This is a genomic window from Myroides guanonis, assembly GCF_900114085.1.
Classification (GTDB): Bacteria; Bacteroidota; Bacteroidia; order Flavobacteriales; family Flavobacteriaceae; genus Flavobacterium; species Flavobacterium guanonis.
In genome coordinates this window covers 412,966-435,886 of the sequence record NZ_FORU01000001.1, presented here as the reverse complement: position 1 = coordinate 435,886, position 22,921 = coordinate 412,966, and the positions used below count along the sequence as shown (strand labels likewise).

The 22,921-nt window shown below is 31.8% G+C and carries 19 protein-coding genes; 6 read left to right on the top strand and 13 right to left on the bottom strand.

What is annotated here, in order from left to right; genetic code table 11:
• From BM024_RS01905 to BM024_RS01890, 4 genes are all read right to left on the bottom strand, one after another.
• The gene (locus tag BM024_RS01905; protein WP_090677749.1) at positions 1-1,926 is read right to left on the bottom strand and encodes a UvrD-helicase domain-containing protein; all 1,926 of its coding nucleotides are present in this window, start codon (positions 1,924-1,926) and stop codon (positions 1-3) included.
• A complete protein-coding gene (locus BM024_RS01900; RefSeq protein ID WP_090677748.1) occupies positions 1,908-3,998 on the bottom strand; it encodes an AAA family ATPase in 2,091 nt (696 codons plus the stop codon). Before BM024_RS01900 ends, BM024_RS01905 begins: the two co-directional genes overlap by 19 nt.
• Before the next feature lie 17 nt (positions 3,999-4,015).
• On the bottom strand, positions 4,016-4,861 hold the full coding sequence (locus BM024_RS01895) for a hypothetical protein (RefSeq protein ID WP_090677747.1): 846 nt from the start codon (positions 4,859-4,861) through the stop codon (positions 4,016-4,018).
• Between the two features lie 376 nt (positions 4,862-5,237).
• A complete protein-coding gene (locus tag BM024_RS01890; RefSeq protein ID WP_090677746.1) occupies positions 5,238-6,155 on the bottom strand; it encodes an Rpn family recombination-promoting nuclease/putative transposase in 918 nt (305 codons plus the stop codon).
• A gap of 82 nt (positions 6,156-6,237) precedes the next feature.
• On the opposite strand from BM024_RS01890, the gene BM024_RS13695 reads away from it, so the two are divergent.
• The 5 genes from BM024_RS13695 (at position 6,238) to BM024_RS01870 (ending at position 12,865) form a co-directional block, all read left to right on the top strand.
• Positions 6,238-6,414, top strand: coding sequence for a hypothetical protein (locus BM024_RS13695; protein ID WP_177190142.1), 177 nt, complete (start codon positions 6,238-6,240; stop codon positions 6,412-6,414).
• A gap of 588 nt (positions 6,415-7,002) precedes the next feature.
• On the top strand, positions 7,003-8,847 hold the full coding sequence (locus tag BM024_RS01885) for a hypothetical protein (protein WP_090677745.1): 1,845 nt from the start codon (positions 7,003-7,005) through the stop codon (positions 8,845-8,847).
• Positions 8,848-8,863: 16 nt separating this feature from the next.
• A complete protein-coding gene (locus BM024_RS01880) occupies positions 8,864-11,134 on the top strand; it encodes a ferritin-like domain-containing protein (RefSeq protein WP_090677744.1) in 2,271 nt (756 codons plus the stop codon).
• A 49-nt stretch (positions 11,135-11,183) separates the two neighbouring features.
• Entirely contained in the window at positions 11,184-12,080 is an 897-nt protein-coding gene (gene bufB, locus BM024_RS01875; protein ID WP_090677743.1) for an MNIO family bufferin maturase, read from the top strand.
• Positions 12,077-12,865 carry an HvfC/BufC N-terminal domain-containing protein gene (locus BM024_RS01870; RefSeq protein WP_090677742.1) on the top strand — a complete coding sequence of 263 codons (789 nt, stop codon included), beginning with the start codon at positions 12,077-12,079 and terminating at the stop codon, positions 12,863-12,865. The genes bufB and BM024_RS01870 overlap by 4 nt, the downstream gene beginning before the upstream one ends.
• A gap of 142 nt (positions 12,866-13,007) precedes the next feature.
• Here BM024_RS01870 and BM024_RS01865 read toward each other — a convergent pair whose 3' ends face one another.
• Complete coding sequence (locus tag BM024_RS01865; protein ID WP_090677741.1) at positions 13,008-13,286, bottom strand: Txe/YoeB family addiction module toxin; 279 nt, start codon at positions 13,284-13,286, stop codon at positions 13,008-13,010.
• Entirely contained in the window at positions 13,283-13,543 is a 261-nt protein-coding gene (locus BM024_RS01860) for a hypothetical protein (protein ID WP_090677740.1), read from the bottom strand. Before BM024_RS01860 ends, BM024_RS01865 begins: the two co-directional genes overlap by 4 nt.
• Before the next feature lie 1,263 nt (positions 13,544-14,806).
• On the opposite strand from BM024_RS01860, the gene BM024_RS13690 reads away from it, so the two are divergent.
• Complete coding sequence (locus tag BM024_RS13690; RefSeq protein WP_177190141.1) at positions 14,807-14,977, top strand: hypothetical protein; 171 nt, start codon at positions 14,807-14,809, stop codon at positions 14,975-14,977.
• Positions 14,978-15,176: 199 nt separating this feature from the next.
• Here BM024_RS13690 and BM024_RS01850 read toward each other — a convergent pair whose 3' ends face one another.
• The 7 genes from BM024_RS01850 to BM024_RS01820 form a co-directional block, all read right to left on the bottom strand.
• Positions 15,177-15,617, bottom strand: coding sequence for a hypothetical protein (locus tag BM024_RS01850; RefSeq protein WP_090677785.1), 441 nt, complete (start codon positions 15,615-15,617; stop codon positions 15,177-15,179).
• Positions 15,618-15,699: 82 nt separating this feature from the next.
• Positions 15,700-16,815, bottom strand: a complete 1,116-nt coding sequence (locus BM024_RS13785) for a hypothetical protein (RefSeq protein ID WP_218148698.1) — start codon at positions 16,813-16,815, stop codon at positions 15,700-15,702.
• A gap of 1 nt (position 16,816) precedes the next feature.
• On the bottom strand, positions 16,817-17,782 hold the full coding sequence (locus tag BM024_RS01840; RefSeq protein WP_143077701.1) for a vWA domain-containing protein: 966 nt from the start codon (positions 17,780-17,782) through the stop codon (positions 16,817-16,819).
• A gap of 9 nt (positions 17,783-17,791) precedes the next feature.
• Positions 17,792-18,637 carry a helix-turn-helix transcriptional regulator gene (locus BM024_RS01835; protein WP_090677737.1) on the bottom strand — a complete coding sequence of 282 codons (846 nt, stop codon included), beginning with the start codon at positions 18,635-18,637 and terminating at the stop codon, positions 17,792-17,794.
• 12 nt (positions 18,638-18,649) lie between these two features.
• On the bottom strand, positions 18,650-18,862 hold the full coding sequence (locus BM024_RS01830) for a DUF6140 family protein (protein WP_090677736.1): 213 nt from the start codon (positions 18,860-18,862) through the stop codon (positions 18,650-18,652).
• A 178-nt stretch (positions 18,863-19,040) separates the two neighbouring features.
• Positions 19,041-22,052: a sensor histidine kinase gene (locus tag BM024_RS01825; RefSeq protein WP_090677735.1), complete on the bottom strand. Its 3,012-nt coding sequence runs from the start codon at positions 22,050-22,052 to the stop codon at positions 19,041-19,043.
• The gene (locus BM024_RS01820; RefSeq protein ID WP_090677734.1) at positions 22,049-22,768 is read right to left on the bottom strand and encodes a LytR/AlgR family response regulator transcription factor; all 720 of its coding nucleotides are present in this window, start codon (positions 22,766-22,768) and stop codon (positions 22,049-22,051) included. Before BM024_RS01820 ends, BM024_RS01825 begins: the two co-directional genes overlap by 4 nt.
• Positions 22,769-22,921: the final 153 nt, after the last annotated feature.

Sequence of the window (22,921 nt, the reverse complement as noted above, 5' to 3'; positions counted from 1 at the left end):
CTATCTGATTTCAATTACATTCTCTCTACCAAACCAATCCTTTGCTTTTTCCACGACCTGCTGATTAGGGTTGTGAAAGAAAACTGCTAAACTTTCTTTAGCCCTAGTACAACAAACGTAAAATATTTTCTGAGTTCTATGTAACACACTCGGAGTACCTGTTTCTAAAAGCAAATTGCCGAAATTGTAATTATTCCATCCTCCATTATCAAGTACAACTAAAACATTATCGAATTCAGCACCTTTAGTTTTATGCTGTGTAGAAAATGGTGTTTGTCCTTCTAAATAATAGTATAAGTTTTGAAAATCGCTAAATTTCACATCCTTAACTCTCTTATAAAGATATTCCTGTCTTCTTTTAAAATCATTAAGTTTATCGTCAATAACACAGATTCCGTTTTCATTTGCCTCATTTATAATTTCTTCAATTGTTTTATCTTTCACGTTAATAAGGCTCTCAATATTTTGTTTTAAAATTCTTTTACTTTCTATACTTGTTATTTTATACTTGTAATCCGTTGCTCTCAAAAACTCATTGTATTTCTTATTCTCATAGAGAGAAATGTTTGTTTGAATTTTAAATAAATGTTTAATTAGTCTATCTCTTTTGGAACCTTTTTTACTTTCATCGTCCTCTTCTTGTTTTTTATCATCTAGCATTTGATCTTTATCAATGTACATTTTTGAAAAATCCAAATAATTTAATGATTTGGTATAATTATACAATTCTAAATTATCATCTATAAAAACTTGCATCCCTCTAGTAGGATTAACAGCATTACCTACTCCTAAATTTTGTTGTAATATCTCAATAACCTCCCCAAATGTGTTTTGAGAAAAATCAGTTGTAATATTATTTTCTTTTATATATTTCTTTACTCTATCTCTATACTTCAAAATCTGATCCCTATCATAGATATCCATAAGTTCTCTAAACCCAGCCCTACCTGCTATCAAATTATGGGTAAGATTAAGCTGTTTTGTTTTTTTTGAATTAGTAAAATCCCAATTATAATTTTCTGTTAAGAAGCTTTCAACTTTACTTACATCAGCATCTGTAGAATATAAAAACAATACATTACCTGCTTTAATAACCCCATCAATCATATTGGGTGCATTGGTATCTTCTGAAGGTTCCTGCACAAGACCGTCTGTACGTAATTTATTTGCTAAATCGATAACTAGCTGAGGATTTCTTCTGTTTTGTTTCTTTAAAACCTCTCTCACAGAATCTACGTTATCACCCGTATATTCGTCTAGATTTCCAATACCATCTTCGTAAATCGATTGCATAGCATCTCCAAAAAAGCCTATAATGTTTTTCCTTTTGCTGTTCTTAAAATGAGTAAGAAAAATTTCTATAACATCTTTACTTGTATCCTGATACTCATCTATAAAAATAAATTTATATTTATCCTTAACTATACTACTAAGTTTGGGATATTTTTCAAAAAGATAATTGGCTACTACAAGTAATTCATCGTGCGATATAATACCTTCATGTATTCTAACGAACTCTTTATACTGAACACCATCAGGTAAATCTGCATAATAATTATCTGGAACAGGACTGATTTCTTCAATAGAAATTTTAGTCACTTCTTCTTTGTTTGCTAGAGTAATAAGAGCCTCTTTAAGTTCTTTTTGAAAGTGTTTAATATTATCCCATAAAAAGTCATGGATAGTAGATACGTTTAAATTTTTATGATTTACCCTCTCTTCAATTTCCCTAACCGCTGCATTAGTATAGGTCATACAAGCGACCTTTACTGTTGGATTTTCAACTATTACCTGACGAATTACACTTACTAAGGAGTAGGTTTTACCACTTCCTGCACCTCCACTTAATAGAAAATTCCTGCCAGCATCAATTGATTGAAAAATCTCGTCCACTTCTAGTTCTAAATTTACTCTTCTTTCAACCATAATAATCCCTCCTTAATATATGCTGGAATATTCCAATTACTAAATCTTTCATCACTATGAAATAATATATCTAAAGCGAAGTGTGTCTTCCTCTTAACACAATCAGCTGCTAAATCATAAGGACTTTTCGTCTCATCATCGAAATCAGAAGAATTTTTTATCCCTTTAAAAGTGTCTTTATTTTCTTTTACGAATGCTCTATTTAGGTGTATAAAGGCATCTTCAAAACTTCTTGCATGGTAAGTCTTTTCTTCCTGTTGGTAACATATACAAACTATTGAACTTCCTACAGGAATAGTTCGATCTTCAACTTTTAATGTTTTTAAATCATCCCAAGTAACTCCGCCTAAAAAATGATTAATTGCTGAATTGCTTGTTTTTATTCCTATATTTACAGGACAAGCTTCTAGTTTAGGATCGCCAATCTTATCTTTATTACCAATATCCCCTATCGAATCTATATCAGTTAGTATCAAACACTTTATACCCAAAAAATCAATGAATTTCTCAAATATTTGTGAATAAGCTCCCACTTCTATAATCGAAATATTTTGTGATAACAACGGTAGAGCAATATTATCCTCTTCTTGCTTAGCTTCTTCTTGCTTAGCTTCTAATTCTAAATCAACTTTTCGCATAAAAGTTGGTATTAAAATTCTTTCCGTATCACCTTCAATGAGCACCGCTTTATCAGCAAAAAAAACTTCAGCTCTATTTATAGTTAGATATTGTTTTAAGAATTGATATTGTTTTAGATCCCCCTCATATTCAGTTCTTAAATCAGATAAGTTTTTAGCAATAACACTATTTCTATTTTCCGCTTTTAAATACTTAATATCATCAAAATCACTATCTGCAACAATATGAGAAGAATGGGTTGTAATTAAATATTGAAGTGGTATATTGATTCCATCCTCTCTCTTTATTCCTTTTTCAAGTAATTTCTTTATATTCTTAATAAAGATGTATTGCATTTGCGGATGAGTATGCGCTTCGGGCTCTTCAATTATAAATAAGTTAATATCAGCAGGCTTAGTTTCCCTATCCCTTTTGAAATCTTGAACAAGAATTTCAATTTCAAAAATCATACTAATAAGATTCATATAACCTAAACCGTTATAATTCTCTGGTAATTTGTGATCACTATGGTCATAAACTACCGTTGTATTTCCTTCAAGTAACTCTCTGTGTCGTAATGTTGATATTATCGATATATCGGTATCATTTAATTTAATTCCTCCAAAATCTTGAACTTTCTTAATAACATCAGTAAAAAGATTTTTGTAAATCTCACTTAGTTTATTATCAGTATCTGAAAGCTGATCTTTAAAATCTTCTGTAGCTTCATTTTTCTCGTCATTATCCTCCTGTTTATTGTATAAACTTGAAGTTTGTTTTGATAAAGTACTTTCTTTTTCTTTATTAGTTACATCTCGTCTTGCACTAATATATTTAAACTCAATTATATCTTTAATCTTAATCCCTTCTTTTACAAGATCTATATAATTAGTCTCAACAATATTTTTATTATCTATATCATACTCAAAAGACTTCTTATGTGTATGAAAGTAACTTCCTAACTTCTCGTTTAAATACTCCTTTAATTCTTTCGCTCTAACCTTTTTCCTTGTTTCTACTTTGGCCATTTCATTAGCTGCGAAAGAAGAGTACTCTTCTCTCAATAGTAAGAAATCATCATAATTTAAAGTAAACTCGAAACCTAATACAATAGTGTTATTATCTAGATCCAAGTCCATTAACACTCTACTTACATTAGATAAATCGTCGTGCTCGTCATATTCAATAAACAATTTAAGTTTAATGCCTTTTGGCTCAAACTCTTCGACAATATTATCCGATTCTATTATACTTTCTAATTGATTCTTAAAATCGATATTGAAATCATCATACGAGAACTTACTTTTCTCATTTAAAAACTTGTCCAGAACGGAAAGCAAAGATGTTTTTCCAGTATTATTCTTTCCTATCACTAAGGATAACTCTTTCTCTACATCCATTGAGAAGTCTTTCAATAGGCGAAAGTTTTCAACTTCAATTTTTATTATTTTCATAACGCATTTTTCCTTTACTACTTATTAGTTAACTTCTTACCTAAAATTACTTGCTCTAAAACTGATTTTTTCGTAATCTCCCCCAACCTCTTAATCAACTCCTTTTCTATATTAACACTCAATTGGTTTGTATGAATAAGTAGTTTAGGAGATTCTCCTTTACGATTATAATGCACATTAATCCAATTATTTTTGAGACCCTCAGAAAACTCTTTTGAGGCCTGTTCATCATATTCTACCTTGAACAACTTACACAGATTAATATCAAAATCTCGGATATAATGCCCGGCAGCTACAATGACGATTGGAAATTGTTGAAAGAAATTTTCTTCGAATAAAGGCTTTCTTTTCTCTATACTAACTAGACGGTCTTTCTTAGGGATTTTATTCGCGTAAGGAGCTGTAATTTGGTTTAACTCGCTGATAAAGCTGTATTCATGAAAGTTGATATGCGAACTTTCAACATCGTCATGGTAAATAGCATCTATTAGCTTTTGATAAAAACGCCAAGTTCTACTTGTTCCTTTTTCACCTCGTTTCTTACCTTTTATTGGGCTAGACTCAATAACATTTCTTTGTCCTTTATAAGGATATAACGGATTAAATGTAGGTTTAAGACTAAACCAACAATCGACATCTTCAAATTGAGTATTATTTTGAATATTTTGTTCCCATTGATCAACATTATCAAGATATTCTGTTTCATGTTGTTCTTTATTCTTTTCCATATCAATGGCAGCTTCCTTTCTAATAATAAGAATATCAGCATTGGGGTTTCCCGCTCCTAAAAACAGTTTATTTTCTTTACAATATGTAATAATGTCTTTAAAATCAGAAGAAAAGTGCAGTTCGTTAGCAGGCATATTTTCTTAAATTTCCGCTAACTTATAGAAAGAAATTATGTTAAACTAATGAAAACGTTGGAAAAAAATATGTCCCGAAAGGGGCTTTGAACTAGGAACTTGCAAGCCTTGATAGATTGTGACATTGGGAGTTATTCTGATAAAATATATCTCTTTTAAAAAGGATACAGACAGTTGGTGGCAGTGGATAGGGAGACAGTGATTTGGAGACAGGAGAATGAAAGTAGTGAACTGTAATCGGTGAACTATGATGAGTAATTAGGGGATTGGAAGTTGAAGAGAATAATGATTAGATTTTCGAATATCGAAATGTAAAAGCATAAAAAAAGCCATTTGAAAGACACAAACGGCTTGCATTACTAGTTATGAAATCATACTATAGTTTCTCAATTTCTTCAATAGATAAACCAGTTCCTTTTGAAATATCCTCAATTGAAATCCCCATGATTTTAAGTTTCAAAACCATAACTCTTACTTTTTCCATTCCTTCTTCACGTCCTTCTTCACGTCCTTCTTCACGTCCTTTTTCAAGTGCATTTTCCTCCCTCTCACGTGCGATTCGCTCTTGAGTTAAACGAATGCTCTCAGCATCGCGCTTCCTCTTTAAACTTGCTTCATATGAAATCATATCTTCCTTATTTAAGTTTGCTACTTTTCCTATATCAAAGATAAGACCAAATACCCTGATATCCAAACAGGAAGGTATTTTATCGAACTTGCTTAAGTTTTTTAATGTATACATCCACTGATCCATATAACTCCTCACTTCAGCTTCTTCTTTCTTAAAATTCGGGATAATCAAAAACTTAAATCCCAACTTATCGTAAAAGACTTCTTTGGTTTCCTTTTCTAATAAGGCTACATCATAATAGTATTTTTCCGACTGTAATTCATCTAATTCAAATTCCAATATTCCAATGAAATAGACTTCCGGCAATTCATAAGTATTGCCTTTTACTCCGCGTCGAACTAATCTATTAATCAACCGTGAGGTATAGAAGACAGTGCGGTCCTTAAAAAAGTCCTGACTGATTTGCTGCATCTCAATGATAAAATGCTCACCATCTTCTCCTGTGCAATACAAATCAAATACTGCTTTGCGATCGTGTTCTAAATCTCCGTCTTGCTCTACAGATTGGTAATGCAAATCCTTTATCACTTTTTGTCCTTCAAACAAACCGTTTAAGAAGTTTATCAAGTTCAATTTGTACTCCTCTCTTCCGAAATAATACTTGAATCCCCAATCCGTACTAAAGCTTACATATTTACCTAGATTGTTTTTAGTTTTCCCCATACTTACACTTTAAACTATTAAAAATAAGCATTTTAAATATATTTAATCAACATAAATCACAACAAAATGAATAGAAATAATTATGTCACAAATGGTGTTTGAAACAGGAACTTGCAAGGCTTGGTGTATTGTGGAATTGAGAGGATTGGAGGGAGATTATGTCACTTTTCAATTGGAGACAGAGACTTGGGGACTGGAGACTGGAATTAGGGGACAGAAACTTGGAGACAGTGATTTGGAAACAGGAGACTGGAATTAGGAGACTGGAATTAGGAGACTGGAGACTAAATATGGAGACTGAATATGGGGACAGAAACTAGGGGACAGAAATGAGGGGACAGTGATGCGAAAGGCACCTAATTCCTACCATGCACTTTCATCCTATGGCAAAACTGCAATGATTTTCAAAGCCCATTTTAAATACGTTTAGAATGATCGCTTTCAACCCATTTTGACTTTTGTAACATTCAAATCAAAATCGGTATTAAACAATGCCCCCCCTTCCCTATAACTTATCTAAAAAATATTCAAATCAACTATATTTTTAAACACCTATTCTTATTGAAAAGCATTAAGAATACAGGGGATAGAGCAATAGCAATGAAACATAAAAATAAATAGATTATTGTCATTTTTAAACAATAATGATACATTATACAAATAAAATATGTTTAAAACTTAACTTTATTGAATTAAATTATACATTCGCATATTGCGTTTAATAATAATTAACAATATATTTGTGAAGCATGCATGCATTTTTACCAAAAGTAAAGTCCAGAGATTACTAAATAAACGGGGCGTCATCCGAAAAGCCATACGAGTAGGAAAAACTTCATAACCAAAAATGCTAAGAAAGATTAACACTTCCCTTACTGCTCTAAAATCAGAGCACGAGATTAAAACAAATTTAACAGATAACGCTTCCAAACCTTTAGACGAGTTTCTAGGAAAATACGAAACAGTATCTATAGATGATCCAATGCGTATTCTTGATAAAAATACTTTAGAAAGGAAAGAAGCAGTAGCAGATCACGGTATCCTAAAATTATTAGAAGGAACATGGTATAGTTACAATGAAAACCCTAAAAGAGAATCGTCTGGTATTCATACTACAATAATGCCTTCACCAGGAACAGACCAAAATAAAATACCTGGAAAATTTGCATTCGATTGTGAAGAATATTTAGAAAAACTACACTTTGAATCAGTTTCTGGCGGAGTGCGTAACCGCGGAGGTGCCACAGAACAATTCTGTGGTGCGATGAAATACGAGCAGAGTATTAAAAGTGTTTCTAAACCTAAAAACAACGCAGGACTATTCCCAGGTATTCATGAAGAAAACGGTATGTATTTGTGGATGAGTGACGTGATAAACAACCCCGCTACCGAAGATTCAATCAAAACAGATAGAGGAATTCACAATTGGAATACTCTTTCAGGACTTGAAGTATTAATTAATAATCTATATCCTACAACACCCAGTGGTACAGAATTATTAAAATTCAAAACATTATTAAATAAACATCCATACCTGGATGTGCCATTTTTTAATATTGGTACAATTGAAACCCCTCAATATGTGACAGAAAATAATATAGGCACTCAAAACGTTGTAAGTATTGTACCTCCAAAAGAATTAAAAGTAAGAGAAGGTATAGATGGACCTTTCTTTATTCCAGATTATAGCATCTCTAGAAGTGGTGTAATTCCTCATGGAAGCACAATCACTTTATTGGGAAATGTGAGTAACAAAGGTGGATCTATTGTACTTAATGGAAAACCCGATTTTATAAAGACAAGTGCCTTGACTGATAAGATTAATACAATCTTAAACAATCAGGGAAAATTAAATTCAGAGAACATCACAAAATTAATTGAGACAGCTTCAGCTACTGAAATTTCTGAGATTTCCAAAATATTATCAGCTACAAATGAGCATTTTACAGATACCAATATAGAAAAAGAAACGCTTATTGCTAAACTTAAAAAAATTTTAGAAGAAGAGAGAATTAACAGTCAATGGGATTACGACCATTTAGCTATTTCTAGAACGATGGGAAGCGGAAAAAACGGCAACAATAATAATTTACCAAATACTTCCGATTTAAAAAGACCTTTCGATTTAGACAACCCTCCATTGCCATTTACATCAATTATAGATCTTAACTCAGACAACGACAATGGCGAAAACTTAGTATATACCCAAAGAATGTTTTTAGATAAGCTTTACCCATACTCTGTTCGTCCTGATTTTAGATTACGAGACGCAATAAAGGAACAAGATATTAATCGTTATATGCATTTCTCATTGTCCTCAAAAAACAAAACCGGAGCACAAGGTGGTATTTTAAATATCCCGTTCGTGAATCGATTTGTTCCAACAGTAGAAATGAATATGAATATGTGGATTGAAGAAGTTACCGAAAACGGAAAAACATTTCTTCAATTGCAATACGAACAAATTATATTTTTTGAATTTGGTTTCGGTGATAATGGCGGATTAACTAGTTGGCCGCATATTCAAGTGAACACTTTAAGAAAATATGCCGACTTAAATGAAAAATCTAGAGCACTTGTTGAAGAACAATTTATAAATCCAGAAAAAGAAATTTTCAAGAAAAAGATGGATGAATATTGTAAACCCGAAGCAAATGAGAGTTCAAAATGTCCATATCACAACTCAAAATAACCAAATCTAACAAATCATGACAACAATACAGTTAAATAACAACCTGATGTTAGACCTCTCGAGTTTATCAAAGAGGCCAAATAAGTATTTTGAACTCGATCAGGAAAACCTACAACGTTTATTTCAAATGGCTCTTGAAGTTGAATTGTTCACCATTCCATTATACATGTCTGGAATGTATTCTATTCAAGGATTTCACCAAATAAACACAGGCAATAATTTCTATCAAGGTAGACAATGGCCGGGTATGGGGCCCAAATATTACTCAGAAAACGAGCACCCTACAAATCAAGATGCTTTCAATAAAGTTTTCAAAGTATTCATTGAAGAAATGTTGCATTTACAAATCGCTGCTAATTTAAACAATGCGTATGGAAACAAGCCGAAATTCACAAATAACAAACTCGTAGATTCAGATTTTGGTTGGAAATGTTACGCTAAAAACAAAACCGAAATCCCAGGTATTATTGATTTTAACGACCTAAAAGACAGTTCCATTTACAAAGATGTCAAGGTGAACCTAGAAGCTTTAAATGCCGAACAAATCAAGCTATTCTTAGCTATTGAATCATCTGAACATGATCTACAAGAAGAGATTCGTGATGATAAGAAATACAAGTACGACAATAAGCTGCCATTTGAAGAAAAAATAGCAGAAAAACCAAACTTGATGTTTGGATCTATTTCCGGATTATATACTTCAATTATTACTTATTTATTGATAAAATATGAAGACGGACAACATATGTATTCTAAAGGATTTTTTGACAATTCAATCCAAAGAGACCATTTCAACAAAATGGGAAACAACAATAAAAAATCAGAATATGAAGGTCTGCGAACAAATCTATCAGATATAACTTCGGAAAATATCAAATTCGGGGAAATTCTTAGAATGATAAATGGAATACTTGATCAAGGAGAAGGTTTACCACTTTACGAATTAATTTTCAATCTTATTACTAGTTTGATTCCCCATAAAGACGAGGCAGTTAGAGACACAATTGTTTTTTTACTAACCGAAATAAAGTTTGATTCTAAAAATGCCATAGAGAAGTATGAAATCGAACTCAATAAAGACTTATTCAACTGTACTACTCCATCATGTGTAATCGCCGTAAAAACAAAAATCAAAAAACTAAATGAGGTAAAAGCAACACTTGCGGCTATGAATATCCTGAAAGCTGACAACAGTTTACTAGCTGTACAACCAGAAAACAGAGTTGATGATGCGGCATTAAAAGAAAACCATAAGTCTTTCGACGATGTTGGAAATCCAATAAAATCGGCAAGTGAAGCAGCTCGAGGTGGTGCTAACGGAAAAATGGATCACCACGAAATCTTTGAAGCGGTTGAAAAATTGATTGCCAAACCAAACTACATGACTTGGGATCTATACCATGCCAATAACAATCTCATTTGGGGAGAAAGCAATCTCATTACCAATCAAAAGGATTACATTAAAAACCGCATAAATTATCCGCAATTACCTCCTGCAGAGGAAATCGCTGACGCAATGAATATGGTGACCCAAGATATAGCAATAGACCATAAAAAAATACCTTGGCACGAACTATTATCAAAAGCCACCACAGGTACACTTAAAGGTTTATTAATGGGAATGGAAGAATATTGGACTATTCAAACTGGACAATTTCCATCACCAGCTATGGTTGGTTCTGGGGACAGGATGTCGATTTGTTGGGCGTTACTAGGAAAAACACCCGACTTACAAATTAAACCTGATTCTAAAGTAAAAAATCATTTAAGAGACTATCATTCTTGTCAAGGTTTATATATGCCTAAAAAAGATAAAAGCGAAAAAGATGAAAATGATCCGTGGGTAAAGTATGGTGATTTAGGTTGTGCAGCACCAGCAATTTATCATTCTTGCAAAGGCACAAACACATGTAGATCTGAAGGAGGTTGTGGTTTTGTTCAAGCTTATGAAGGAGGCTCTAATTGTGGTTCACCTACAAATCCTTCAAAAAATCAAGAAATAAAATTTGTATCTGTTCCAGGTTCAAACAATTGTGCTACCACGGGTGGTTGTGCCGTACCTATTTCGGCCTTACAGATGTTTCCTAAACCTGATGGTGATTTGAAACAGATGAAATATAAAAATGAAATGACAGGAGATGAAGAAATTATAAACTTTGAAAAAGGAGAGTTAGTGTATGATGTGGCATGGAAAGTTTATGCAGATAGATACAAACAAAAATTTAGTGAAAAACCAGAAAAACCTAAAACGAATATTATTCGTTTAATCTTTCCTCCATCAACTTAATCTATTTTAAGGCAAGGCTCAAAAGGCCTTGCCTATTAAAAAATCACACATGAAAACTTTAGAAAAATTCAATTTAGGAGTCGGTCTCCGAACACAACATTACCCCTACCTAATGCAAAATGCTTGTGAAGTCGATTTTTTCGAAATCATTAGTGAAAACTATATGGATGATTTTGGATATGGAAGAAAAGTAATTGAACATTTGCGTAAAGACACCCCTTTTGTAATGCACGGTGTCTCAATGTCGATTGGTAGTACAGATCCTATAAATTATCACTATTTAGACAAGCTACTTGAATTAGCGGAATTTGTTCAGCCAGAATGGATTTCAGACCATTTGTGTTGGACAGGTTTAGCTACTATTAATACACATGATTTATTGCCCTTACCTTTAAATAAAGAATCACTAAAACACGTTACTGAGCGCGTTTTAAAAATACAAGATTATATAAAAAGACCACTAGTAATAGAAAACCCATCAACTTATGTCGAGTTTGTAGCTTCAGACATTAAGGAAAATGACTTCTTAACACAATTATGCAACAACACCAATTGTGAATTGCTACTTGATGTTAATAATGTTTTTGTCTCTGCAACCAATCACAACTTTGACCCTAAAGAATATATATATAATTTACCACACCATGCCATAAAACAAGTGCATTTAGCAGGACCCACAAATTACAACAATTTACTTGTTGACACTCACGACCAACCTGTGCCTACTAAAGTATGGGAATTATACCAAATTGTACACCAATTAACAGGAGGAGTGAGTACCTTGTTAGAGTGGGACGCTAACATTCCAGATTATCCAGATTTAGTTAGAGAAATAAATTTAGCAAAAGAAGTAATTAATGGTAAAATACCAAATACTAGTATTTACAACACTCTAAACGGAATAAATTCAAATCCAGTGACTAGCGAATATTTAGAAATTAAATGAAGAAATTAAACTTAGAAAAAACACAACTCTGTTTTCAATACTTGATGATGACGGGAAACGCAACAACTTCAAATATATTTTTCAAAAATGAAGAAAGTTCCATTGACTTTAACAATCATATCAAAGGTAGTTCGACATCAGATAAATTAGAGCGCATAAACATATACAGTCGCGGATATTACCAACGTTTAATAGCCTGTTTAAAAATAGATTACCCCTCATTAGTAAACTTTTTAGGTGAAGATTTATTTAATCATTTTGCATTCAATTACATCAAGGAAAATCCTTCTAAATCATATACATTATATGAATTAGGAGATTCATTTCACCTCTTTTTACAAAAAACACAACCTACATTAGATAACTTATCCAATGAAGATATAGCATTATACCTATTTCCTCTAGAATTAATAAAATTAGAAAAATGTAGAAAAAAAATATTGACGAGTAAAGGAATTGAAGATTTAGATTTAAATCTAAAATACAAAACAAATCAAGACAAGACCATGGTTAATCCGAGTGTTGAGTTAATTGATTTAAAATTAGACCTATTACACAACTATTACCAGCTCATCAATGGATTTGATATAGAAGAAACACCAAACTTGAAAAACTGCATAGTGTTAGGATTTAGAGTAGACTATAAACCTCAATTTATATACATAACAAAAAGAGAAGCAACATATATTCGTGCCTTAAAGTCAAACACCACAAATCATATAGAGTACGATAAAGATCTGCAAATGATTCGAAAAAAATTCATCAACCTTAAAGTAATCTATTAATGTAAAATCGGAGTCATAGAACAGCTGTACAGTTTTACTAAGACGAAACAAAATCAAAGATTTGGTTAAAAACAAAGGGGCAGTCTCTAATCATAAAGAGGCACTATAACTTCTTCTCTACGGTCAGTAGTTAGTTGCTTTTTTATTTATCTAGATAATGTCCGTAAGCGTTAAGTACATTAACTATTAACATATCATCTAGTATAGTATAAATAAGTCTGTGTTTATCTGTTATTTTTCTTACAAGCTGCTCGCCGTTACGATGCCTTAAAAGCTTTACTTTTCCTGTACCTGTGTAAGGATGTAGTGTAAGCTCTATTAATAATTTTTGTAATTTTTTAAAGGCTTGGGGTTCTGACTTCTTTAATTTAGCCATATCATTTTTAGCTTCGTCAGAAAATATCATGACAAATTTACTCATAAAGATTCAAGAAATTTATTTAGTTCATCAACACTCTTCACTGTTGTAGATTTTCCCTCTTTGATTTGCTCTATCGACCTTTCTAATTTTAGTTCCATTTCAGAGCTTAATACGACATCTTCTACATCAATAGGCACTAAGAGATACGATTTTTCACTTCCTCGCTTAATCACTACTCTTTGCCCCTTATCAACAAGGTTAAAACAGTCCTTTAATTTATTTCTAAAGTCTCTTGCTGTTATTTCTAATACTGCCATAATTTCTATATTTTATATTTGTGTACATGATTGTGTACACAAATATAGTTGTTTTTATTCTATTAAATAGTAATACATCACACTTTTACAATGGTACTCAATCATTTAATACCTGCTATCGCAGATTTACTTCGACCATCGCACCTACTGGCACCTTACTATTTTCAGTCCACAGGACTAAAAATGGCCGTGCGGTCCTGTCTGAATTTTGATTTTTGTGATTTGAATTACGTGAAGCGAGAAACGAAAAACGTGAGAAGTAATGCGAAATGCGTGAAAAGTAAATAGTGATGAGTGATGAGCAATTAGGAGACAGATGTTAGGTGAAGGAGACTGAAAAGAGAAAAGAGAAAAGAGACACGATCATAGTGAACTGATGAAGTAAAAATAGATGATAATAATCACAAATTATCGGGTTTTATATGGGTTTCCTTCGAGTCATGTTCGGGTCTTGTTCAGTAAATGGGCCTCTAGCCCAAGTAAACACAAGAAATCCCCGAAGAGTTCCCGAACAAAGCACTTTTTTGATATTTATAAATACTGATATACAGTTTGTTACAAAATATTTTAAATCATTTGATATCATATGATATCAAAATAATCACAATACAAACCGGACTTTGTATTTCCCACTAGTTTTGCAATAGAAAGAATTTGGTAAATTAAATCCAGTAAAATTAGTTCACTCATTCCTAGTCTTGTGGATTTTGTATCTATGTCCATTTAAAGAAACAAGTACTGTTAGAAGTATAAACATAAGCATAAAGACCATCAACAGCCTTTTTAAGAGCGTTTCATAAAGAAATCAACCTCTTTTATGTAAGGAGATATTAGAGGTTTTAAAAGAAGGGGAATTATCCGAAATTTTATTTTGTGATTTAACCATTTACTTGATTTATGGATCGACAAATTAGAAGATTTGGGAGGTTGGTGGTTTTGGAGGAAAAGAGAAAAAAGAAGACGGTAACAGCTCTAAGGAATAATCCAGAACAATATCTTATTCGGGAATTTCTATAAAATATGAAGTCTAATTTCTATGACGACATTGAGTACTATACTGCTTTTAGAATGATATTATAATAGATTTAGTAATTAAGTTAATACAGGCTGTTAAGAACACTCTTTTATTAGCTAAGCTATCTTTAAGTACTATCTTAGCAAGTATAACTTATCTTTAACATATAAATAATGCTTACATTTTCTTCTCTTATTATGGTTTTAATATTGTTTTTTAGTAAAAAATTTAATAAAAAATATTATTATATGAGTTTTCCAATGTTTCTTTATATTCTATTCACAGTACTGATTGATTTAAATTTTTTTGAAGTCGCAGAAAATGTAAAAGAAAAATTACTCTATGTAAATATTGTCGTAGCTATTGCTGTTTTAATAACAAACAAAATTATTATTGACAAGAAAAATTCTAATTTATAAAAACGAGTAAAAAGTAAAACCCACATTGTTCCTAAACACTAGGAAGTGTCATGGTTATAAAGGAGACTGAAAAGAGCGAAGCGTGAACACTTCTCTTACCTCCTATTTTTAATCAGTGGAAACCCATAAAACCAATTTTACATTCAATACTATCTTTCCAACAACTTAGATTAGAAGAAAGTAGTCAAAGTGATATATGCTAAATCTCAACTCGTTTCACCAAGTTTTTGATAGCTCTTTCAATTCCCTTATCAGCTCTTTCTACATTTTTCAACGCTGTTTTCATACATAAGTCATGATTAACTACCGTTGTTAGTTTTGCCCACTCCTCAAAACGTCGTTTGCCTTTAGATTGATTTATGCTCCTCAGTGTTACTTTCACATTATCAACACAATTAACTACTTTGGCAATCTCTTCATTGGTTAGTATATCCCTATACTTCATAAAAACCTCTTCTGAAGAACGAATGTGTTCATAATCATACAAATCTCCGCCTCTGAGAGTTTTTCCAGTATAACAATCTTGAAACAACGCTACACCCTCCCCGCGGATTACCGCTTCAGAATGCAACGCTGCTTTTACTTTATTAAATTCTATATCTATTTCTGCCCGATGATACGGACGGTTTGGATTGTGCATTTTAGATGTTTTTTTGAAATGTACAATCTTGAATTTTATAGTAAACATATTCTATTAAAAATCAACTACTCACTTTTAAATACTATCTATTTAAATTCTTAATTGCTTTTTTGATACCAATATCTGCAATTTTAGTATTCTCTTTTGAAGTTTTAATGCATATATTGTGTTTCATGATTATTGATTGTGATGCCCACTCTTCAAAACGTCTTTTGCCTTTAGATTGATTTATACTTCTTAATGTTACTTTTACATTCTCCTCACAGTTTACAACTTCAGCAATCTCTTCATTGGTTAATATATCCCTATACTTCATATAAATCTCTTCTGAAGAACGAATGTGTTCGTAATCATACAAATCTCCACCTCTGAGAACTTTTCCGGTATAACAATCTTGAAACAACGCTTCTCCCTTCCCACGAATTACCGCTTCTGCATGAAGTTTTGTTTTTGTTTTTTTAAAAACTGCATCAATTTCAACTCTTTTATATGGTCGATCAGCATTAGGAACAACTTTTAATTCTGAGGATGATGCTATGCTAGTGTTTAAAACACTTCCTAACCAAATAAAAATTTCGAAAATAAATTTTATTAATATTCCTAAAAAAACTAAAATAAAAGACACAATAATAAACCATATAATCCAAAGTAAAATTGGCCAACTGATCTCTTGTTTTACCTTCCATTCTCCAATTACAATATTCTCTTCTTGAACATTTAGTTCATTTATTAAATCTAGTTCATCTGCTTTGATTATTACATTTCCATAAAAAATATGTTCTCCTCTATCTGGATCTAGTTTGAGCTTAATTTTCAAATCTTGTTCTTGTAAACTTGGCTTTATCTCATACCATCCATTACTAGATAACGAATCATTAAAATAAACAGAAATACCTTTTGGAGAAAAACCGGTTGAATCTACAAGTTGAACAAATGCTGTAGATTTAGACCTTATACTCTCTTCGTTGAAACCAATAGAGAATGTCTTTTCTAAAACGATAGTATCCGACAAGAAAAAATTCGGTGTATACTCAAGTGATTTTACCAGTATTCTGGGCTTAGAGCTTAGAAAGACAAATGGCTCTTCATATTGTCCTTTTCCAAAATCAACATTAACCAACTTTACACCATCATCCGTCTTATTTGAGCATGAGATAGATAAAATTAAAATTACAGTTAAAAATACAAGTCTTCTCATCTTACTTTTCTTTGAAATACATAGTTCTTACTCCTTTATTGACAACTTCAATTCCTACTTTTTCTGGTGTAAAAAACAACAATGGATGCTTTGCTTTATCGAATTCTATACTCAAAATTATATCGGTTTCAATAGGCGTATTAAGCAACGGCATTAATTCCTCTAATTCTACAAGAACAGACTGCTCGTTTTTCAAGTTATTCTTATAGCTCTTAATTCTATAATATGGATTATCTTCCAAACGAAATTTAACATCCAAATCAGAACTAAACACTTTCAAATTATTACTTCTGAAACTTATTTTAACGTTTTTACTATTCGTAATATTTGTTCTTAATTTAAAACCTGCACTAATGAAGGAAACATTAACATCCATTGATTCAATCATCCAAAGTTGGTTTGATTTATCAATCTCAGTAGCTATATCTAACTCTTTCGCATATGGAGTAAGCATTACATAAAAAGCAAAATAATATTTATTAAAACTAAAGTCTGACCAATTTTTAAAGTATTCAAACAACTGTTCTTTTTCAGGCCCAGTGTTATGTAATCCATCCGTCAATAAAAACAAGTAATTTACTTTAGAAGGATCAATTTCTTCAACACCTTCTCTCCAAGCATCAACTATATTGGTGTCTCCTTTTTCAACTTTTAATTTAGAGATATATTCCTTTATTTCGTTTAATCTTTCAATTGTAAAGCTCTTCCTAGTATGAGGTTTACTAGTAAACGGAATAAACACTACCTCAGTCGATTTATCTTGAATTAATTCAACTGTCTTTTGTAAATTTTCTTTTACTTCATTAAAAATATCGGGAGTATTTACGATTCCTTTACCTTCCATGGATGCAGTAACATCTATTAAATAAATTCTTTTTTCAGGCTTACTTACCTGAGAATAAATTATTTGTTGAAAACATAATAATGTAATACAGATTAAAAATTCATTTATTCTTTTACTCTTCATTTTACTATTTTAATTATTTATTATCACTTCACCCTCCACCACTCTCACTAAATTTCCATATTTCTGAACCTGTTGTTGAAACTCAAAGTTTGGAGCAATGAAAAGCTCTATGGTATACGTATTGGCATTACCTGTTTTTATTTCTTTTTGGGTATGATGCATCGGCAACGATTCTATATAGGGTTTCTGACTGATGTCGAACTCCAATACAATCCGTTGTCGTTCAGAATCACTATAATTAAGTCCAACAATACCCGCATACAATTCTTTAGCTTCTTCTAATCGTGGTTGAAACACTACTTGCGTGGTCTGTATTTCACTAATCCTATCCAAACCAAAACTTTTAAAAACTCCTTGAACGTCGGCTATTAAATACCAACGGTTCTGGTATTGCTTAAAATATAATGGCTTTACGCAATACTCTTTTTGTCGCAAATGATAATAACTGTAATGCGAAAAACGTACTTCAAAACGATGTTGTATAGCGGAGAGTAGTTCTTTAAAAACTTCTAGTTGAACAAATTCCCTGTGGTGTTCATATTCTACTACTTCCAATAATTTTGTATTGTCTGAGAAATTTGTTGTAAACAAATCTGCTGTTACAAAATGTTCTACTAGTTTTAAAAATTTTAATATTGTAGTTTCTTCCTCTTCCGGCAGATAATATCCACCCTTAGTTGCATCCCAAATTACCTCTATGCCATATTCTTCTTTCAGGTTTTTAAACATGCGATAGACACTGCGATCACTGCGCTGTATATCGTGTCGTTCTAAAAATTCTAGAAGTCGCTCCATATTTACATATGGAAAATCCTTAATGTAGTTTAGCGATAAATAAATGATCTTTAACTTCATAATACTTAGCGCCTAAAGCTCCATTACATCAACAAAACCAGGTGATAATACATATCCAGCCTTAAGATCTATTCCATATACTCTTAGAAAAGCATCATTGATGGGTTTTCCTCCTTCTACACTCCATGGTGGTGTAAATGAAACAAAGTCTACTTGCATACCTTTTTCAATTAAAAAGGTACCTGTATTGTGGGTTTTGCTAATTGTTGCTTGGTATCGTGCCATTCTTTTTCTTTTTGTGTTACGAATATCCTGACAGCTGTTGTCTTTAACTAAGAAAATTATCTAAACCCCGCTTTTGGTTGAGCGAAGAGTTAATTTTCGTTAAAACAAGTATCATTATTGATTCTGAAAACAAAAGTAAAAGGTGCGACTGCCAAAAGCAGTCACTCGAAAAAAAGCTTTACGAAATTGTGGTGCTTAAGTAAATATGTACAGATGTACCCACATTAGAACTGTTGACTTCTATTTCTCTATTCAAATTATTCTGAATTATAGAAATGCGTTCTTTCACCAAATCTATTCCCTTTGGTTTATGCCAATTCACGCGTTCTTTGGTGTTGTCTATTCCAACACCATTATCTCGAATCACCACCTCAATACAATCGGAAAGTTGATAGATTTGAATTTGAATTTTGGGTTGTGTGATTCTTGGAGGAAAAGCATATAGTATACTGTTCTCTACAAAGGGTTGTAGCAGCATTGGGGTAATGCTTGTAAAATCTAGACAGATTTCATCTTTGTTTTCTATAATGAACAAAATATCACGGTCTGAACGAAGTTTTTCAATAGCTACATAACGTTCCAAATAGGTTAATTCTTCTTGAAGACTAACTGCTTTTTTTGAGCTAAACTCTAATGTAAAACGAATGAATTTCGCAAATCGGTCTAAGTGGTTTAAAGCCTCTTTCTTGTGATCTCCCATGATGTGGTATTGCAAGCTGGTGAGTATATTAAAAATAAAATGAGAATCCATCTGGCTTTGCAAAGCTTGGAGGCGCATTTCAGCATAACGACGGTCAAAAATCAATTGCTTTCTTTCCTCCTTCATCTTTAACTGCTCAAATTCTCTATCGCGTTGTTGTCTAATCTTTAAAAGATGAATACGTCGTTTGAAAATAGTAAAAATGATAAAAAACAACATAATTACCATCCCTATTATAAAAGGTATGCTCATATAGAAAGGTGGTTTGACAATGAGCGTAGCCATTAAATAAGTGTTGTTTTGAGAAGCGTATAAATCAACTATTTTCAACTCCACTGAATAATTCCCTGGTTGTAAATACTGAAGATCTAGGCGTCCTGTTTCTGGTAAATTTATCCAAGCTTCATCAGATTTTAATCGATAATAATATTCTAATTTATTTGGATACTTAACACGTAAAACATCGAAATACAATTGTAGATTATTCTCGCTGTAGCTCAGTTCTATTGGCAATGTTGGTTTTGAAAAGACTTTAAGTACTTCTTCTGTTTCCCAAGGTATAGTATTTACTTTGAAGCCATAAACAAAAGGTTTTAACTTCATTTCCTTCTTTTCAAAAATGCTTAAATCTATTTTAAAAAACCCTTCCAAAGCACTTAAATACAACTCATTTGAATGAAATGAACCATCGTGAATCACTGAGTAATCCAACCCCTGTTCTTGATTTATAAAATAGTATTCTTGTTCTCCAAAAACGTTCACTCCCCAATTAGTAGCGACATAGAGTTTGCCTTCATATATCTTGAAAAAATCTATACTTGTACCCTTTATTTTTTTGTGTGGAATAGCTAAGTCTACATTTGCTTTTGATTCACTAAAAGTCAGTCGATAGATATCATTAAAATCAGTGGCCACCAAAACTGTACTTGAATTGGCAATCACCACTTTTTGAAGTTTAGCTTCGTTGAAATCACCTGAACTTAAAAATGATTTAAAGTTCCCATTCTTGTATTGATAAAGCCCATCTAAAGCACTTGCAAAATATACCGATTCTGCATCTTGATCTATAGACACAACATCTCGAGGAATGTCAACGCTAGAGGTTTCCGAAAAATAACGATATTTCATGCGTTCAATATCATCATAAATACGAACACCGCCATAAGGGTTTGTTTCTATCAGTTTCCCTTGAAAGAACGTAAATTGGTATGTATGGATTGGAAAATAGGATTCTAATTCCCCTTCTGATTCCATTTTAAAGATTCCAACATTCGAAGCTAACCAGATTTTATTCTTTTCTACAACTGCTTTATAGAAAACAATTTTTGATGCTTCTGTGGTATATTCTATTTCATAAAAATGATTAGATCTGGTTGGAATATCTTTAAACAGACTTTGTTTTTTAACTTGGAATTTTTTGAAAGTTTCTAGAGGTACACTAGTTATCAGTTCCTCTCCTTTTAAAATACTCAACCCCTTTTCACTAACTATAAAATTCTTTCCATGTAGTACGAATGAAGTATAGACCTTTCCAAAATTTCTATACTTCTTTATTTTGGAATTCCATTCAACTTGTAACAGTCCGTTACTTTTTGTTCCCAAGTACAATAAATCTCTATCATCATCATAAACTAGAGAGCTTAAATCATTAAAACTAATTTGTACTTCTTTTGAAACTACTAATTTGTTTTCATTCCCTTTTAACGAATATAACCCACCCTCATTACTATATAATCCAGAACTTACAGAAAGTATTTCATCTCTTGCAATAGTTCCTTCCCAAACATATGGAATTAGATAACTACCTAAAACACTATCTTTTAACACATCGAATTGTAATAATTTCTCTTCTGTACCTAAATAAAGTGCGTCTTGAGTTTTAAATGCAGATAAAATACGTTTAACATCGGATACTTGTACTAACTCTGAGATCGTTACTTCATAAACACCATTGTTTATAGTAGTTGCATATACCTTATCTTGATATTCAAAGAAATCGGTTACCTCAAAAGGATAGTCAGCAGACTTTTTAAATTTAGGATTCTTAATCGTTTTGTCCAATAAAGAAATTATTGAAACTCCATTATTCGTAGCTACATATACACAGTCCTTAAATATCTTAATCTTTCGCGCCCGATTAGACACTAAGCCATTCGATATGGTAAATAATTTGGATTCTTTTTTGTTTCTATACAAAACACCCTGCCCATAACTAGCTATCCATAAATTTGTGTCAGCATCTTCTGTGATAGAAGTTATATTATTAAACTTATAGCGTATGGAAATACTGTCTTGCCTAAATTCATTTGAAATTTGAACAGCTAACCCAGCTTTTGATCCAATCCATAGTCTCCCTTTTGTATCTACGTGAAGTGCGGAAACATCATTTGACAATAATCCGTTTTTAGTAGTAAAACTTCTAGTGGCCCTTTCTTGCGCATTAAGATGGATGCATACTAATAAAACAAAAAGTAATGAGACTATTCTCATAGAAAATACTCCTTAATTGTGTCTAAGTATGTTTCTCCAATAGGTATTTCAGATATAAATCCATCTAACTGATTATTACATACTCCTTTGAATAATAAGCTCTTACCTGTATAATGAGAGATATATTTTAGATTAACCCCATAGGATCGATGAACGCGAATAATATGATTATCTTGTCCTTCAAGAATCTCTTTTAAAGTTTTAGCTAGTATGTATTTACGGTCTTTTAAATAGATTTCACAATAGTTACTTGACGCTTTAAACAAAAGTACCTCTTCTAAGTTTAATAATGTTCGTTTACCATTATCTGCGATAAATTTCAAATATTGTGTTTTATTCCTGCTTTGTTCTTCTTTATAACGATTGAAAACAGTGTTTAAATCATCTAATCCTATTGGTTTAAGTAAATAACCTAAACATCCGAATTTATTGATACTCTCGATAGCATATTCCGCATAAGCTGTTGTAAACACAACTTTAGTATGCCTTAAATCTACTTGATTAAACAATTCAAATCCAACTTCATCTGGCATTCTTATATCTAAAAAAACAATATCTGGTAGTTGTTTTTGTATAAGATCCACCCCCTGCTTTACAGAATTGGTTATATGAACTTCTATTCCCTTATTTGGAAAAAGTATTTTCGTAATCAAACCTTTTAGTGCTTCCGCTACTTTCGGTTCATCATCTATTATAACCAATACTAAATTATGCATTGTCAGCAGGTTTAATTATCATTTCTCTATTCTATTATTTTATAATCTTATAAACTTTTGAACTCCGGCTAATTCTACATATCATCAACTTGACTTAAATGTTTGAATACAAAGATTATATTCTGATTAAGTTCATTACCACTATTTTCTATA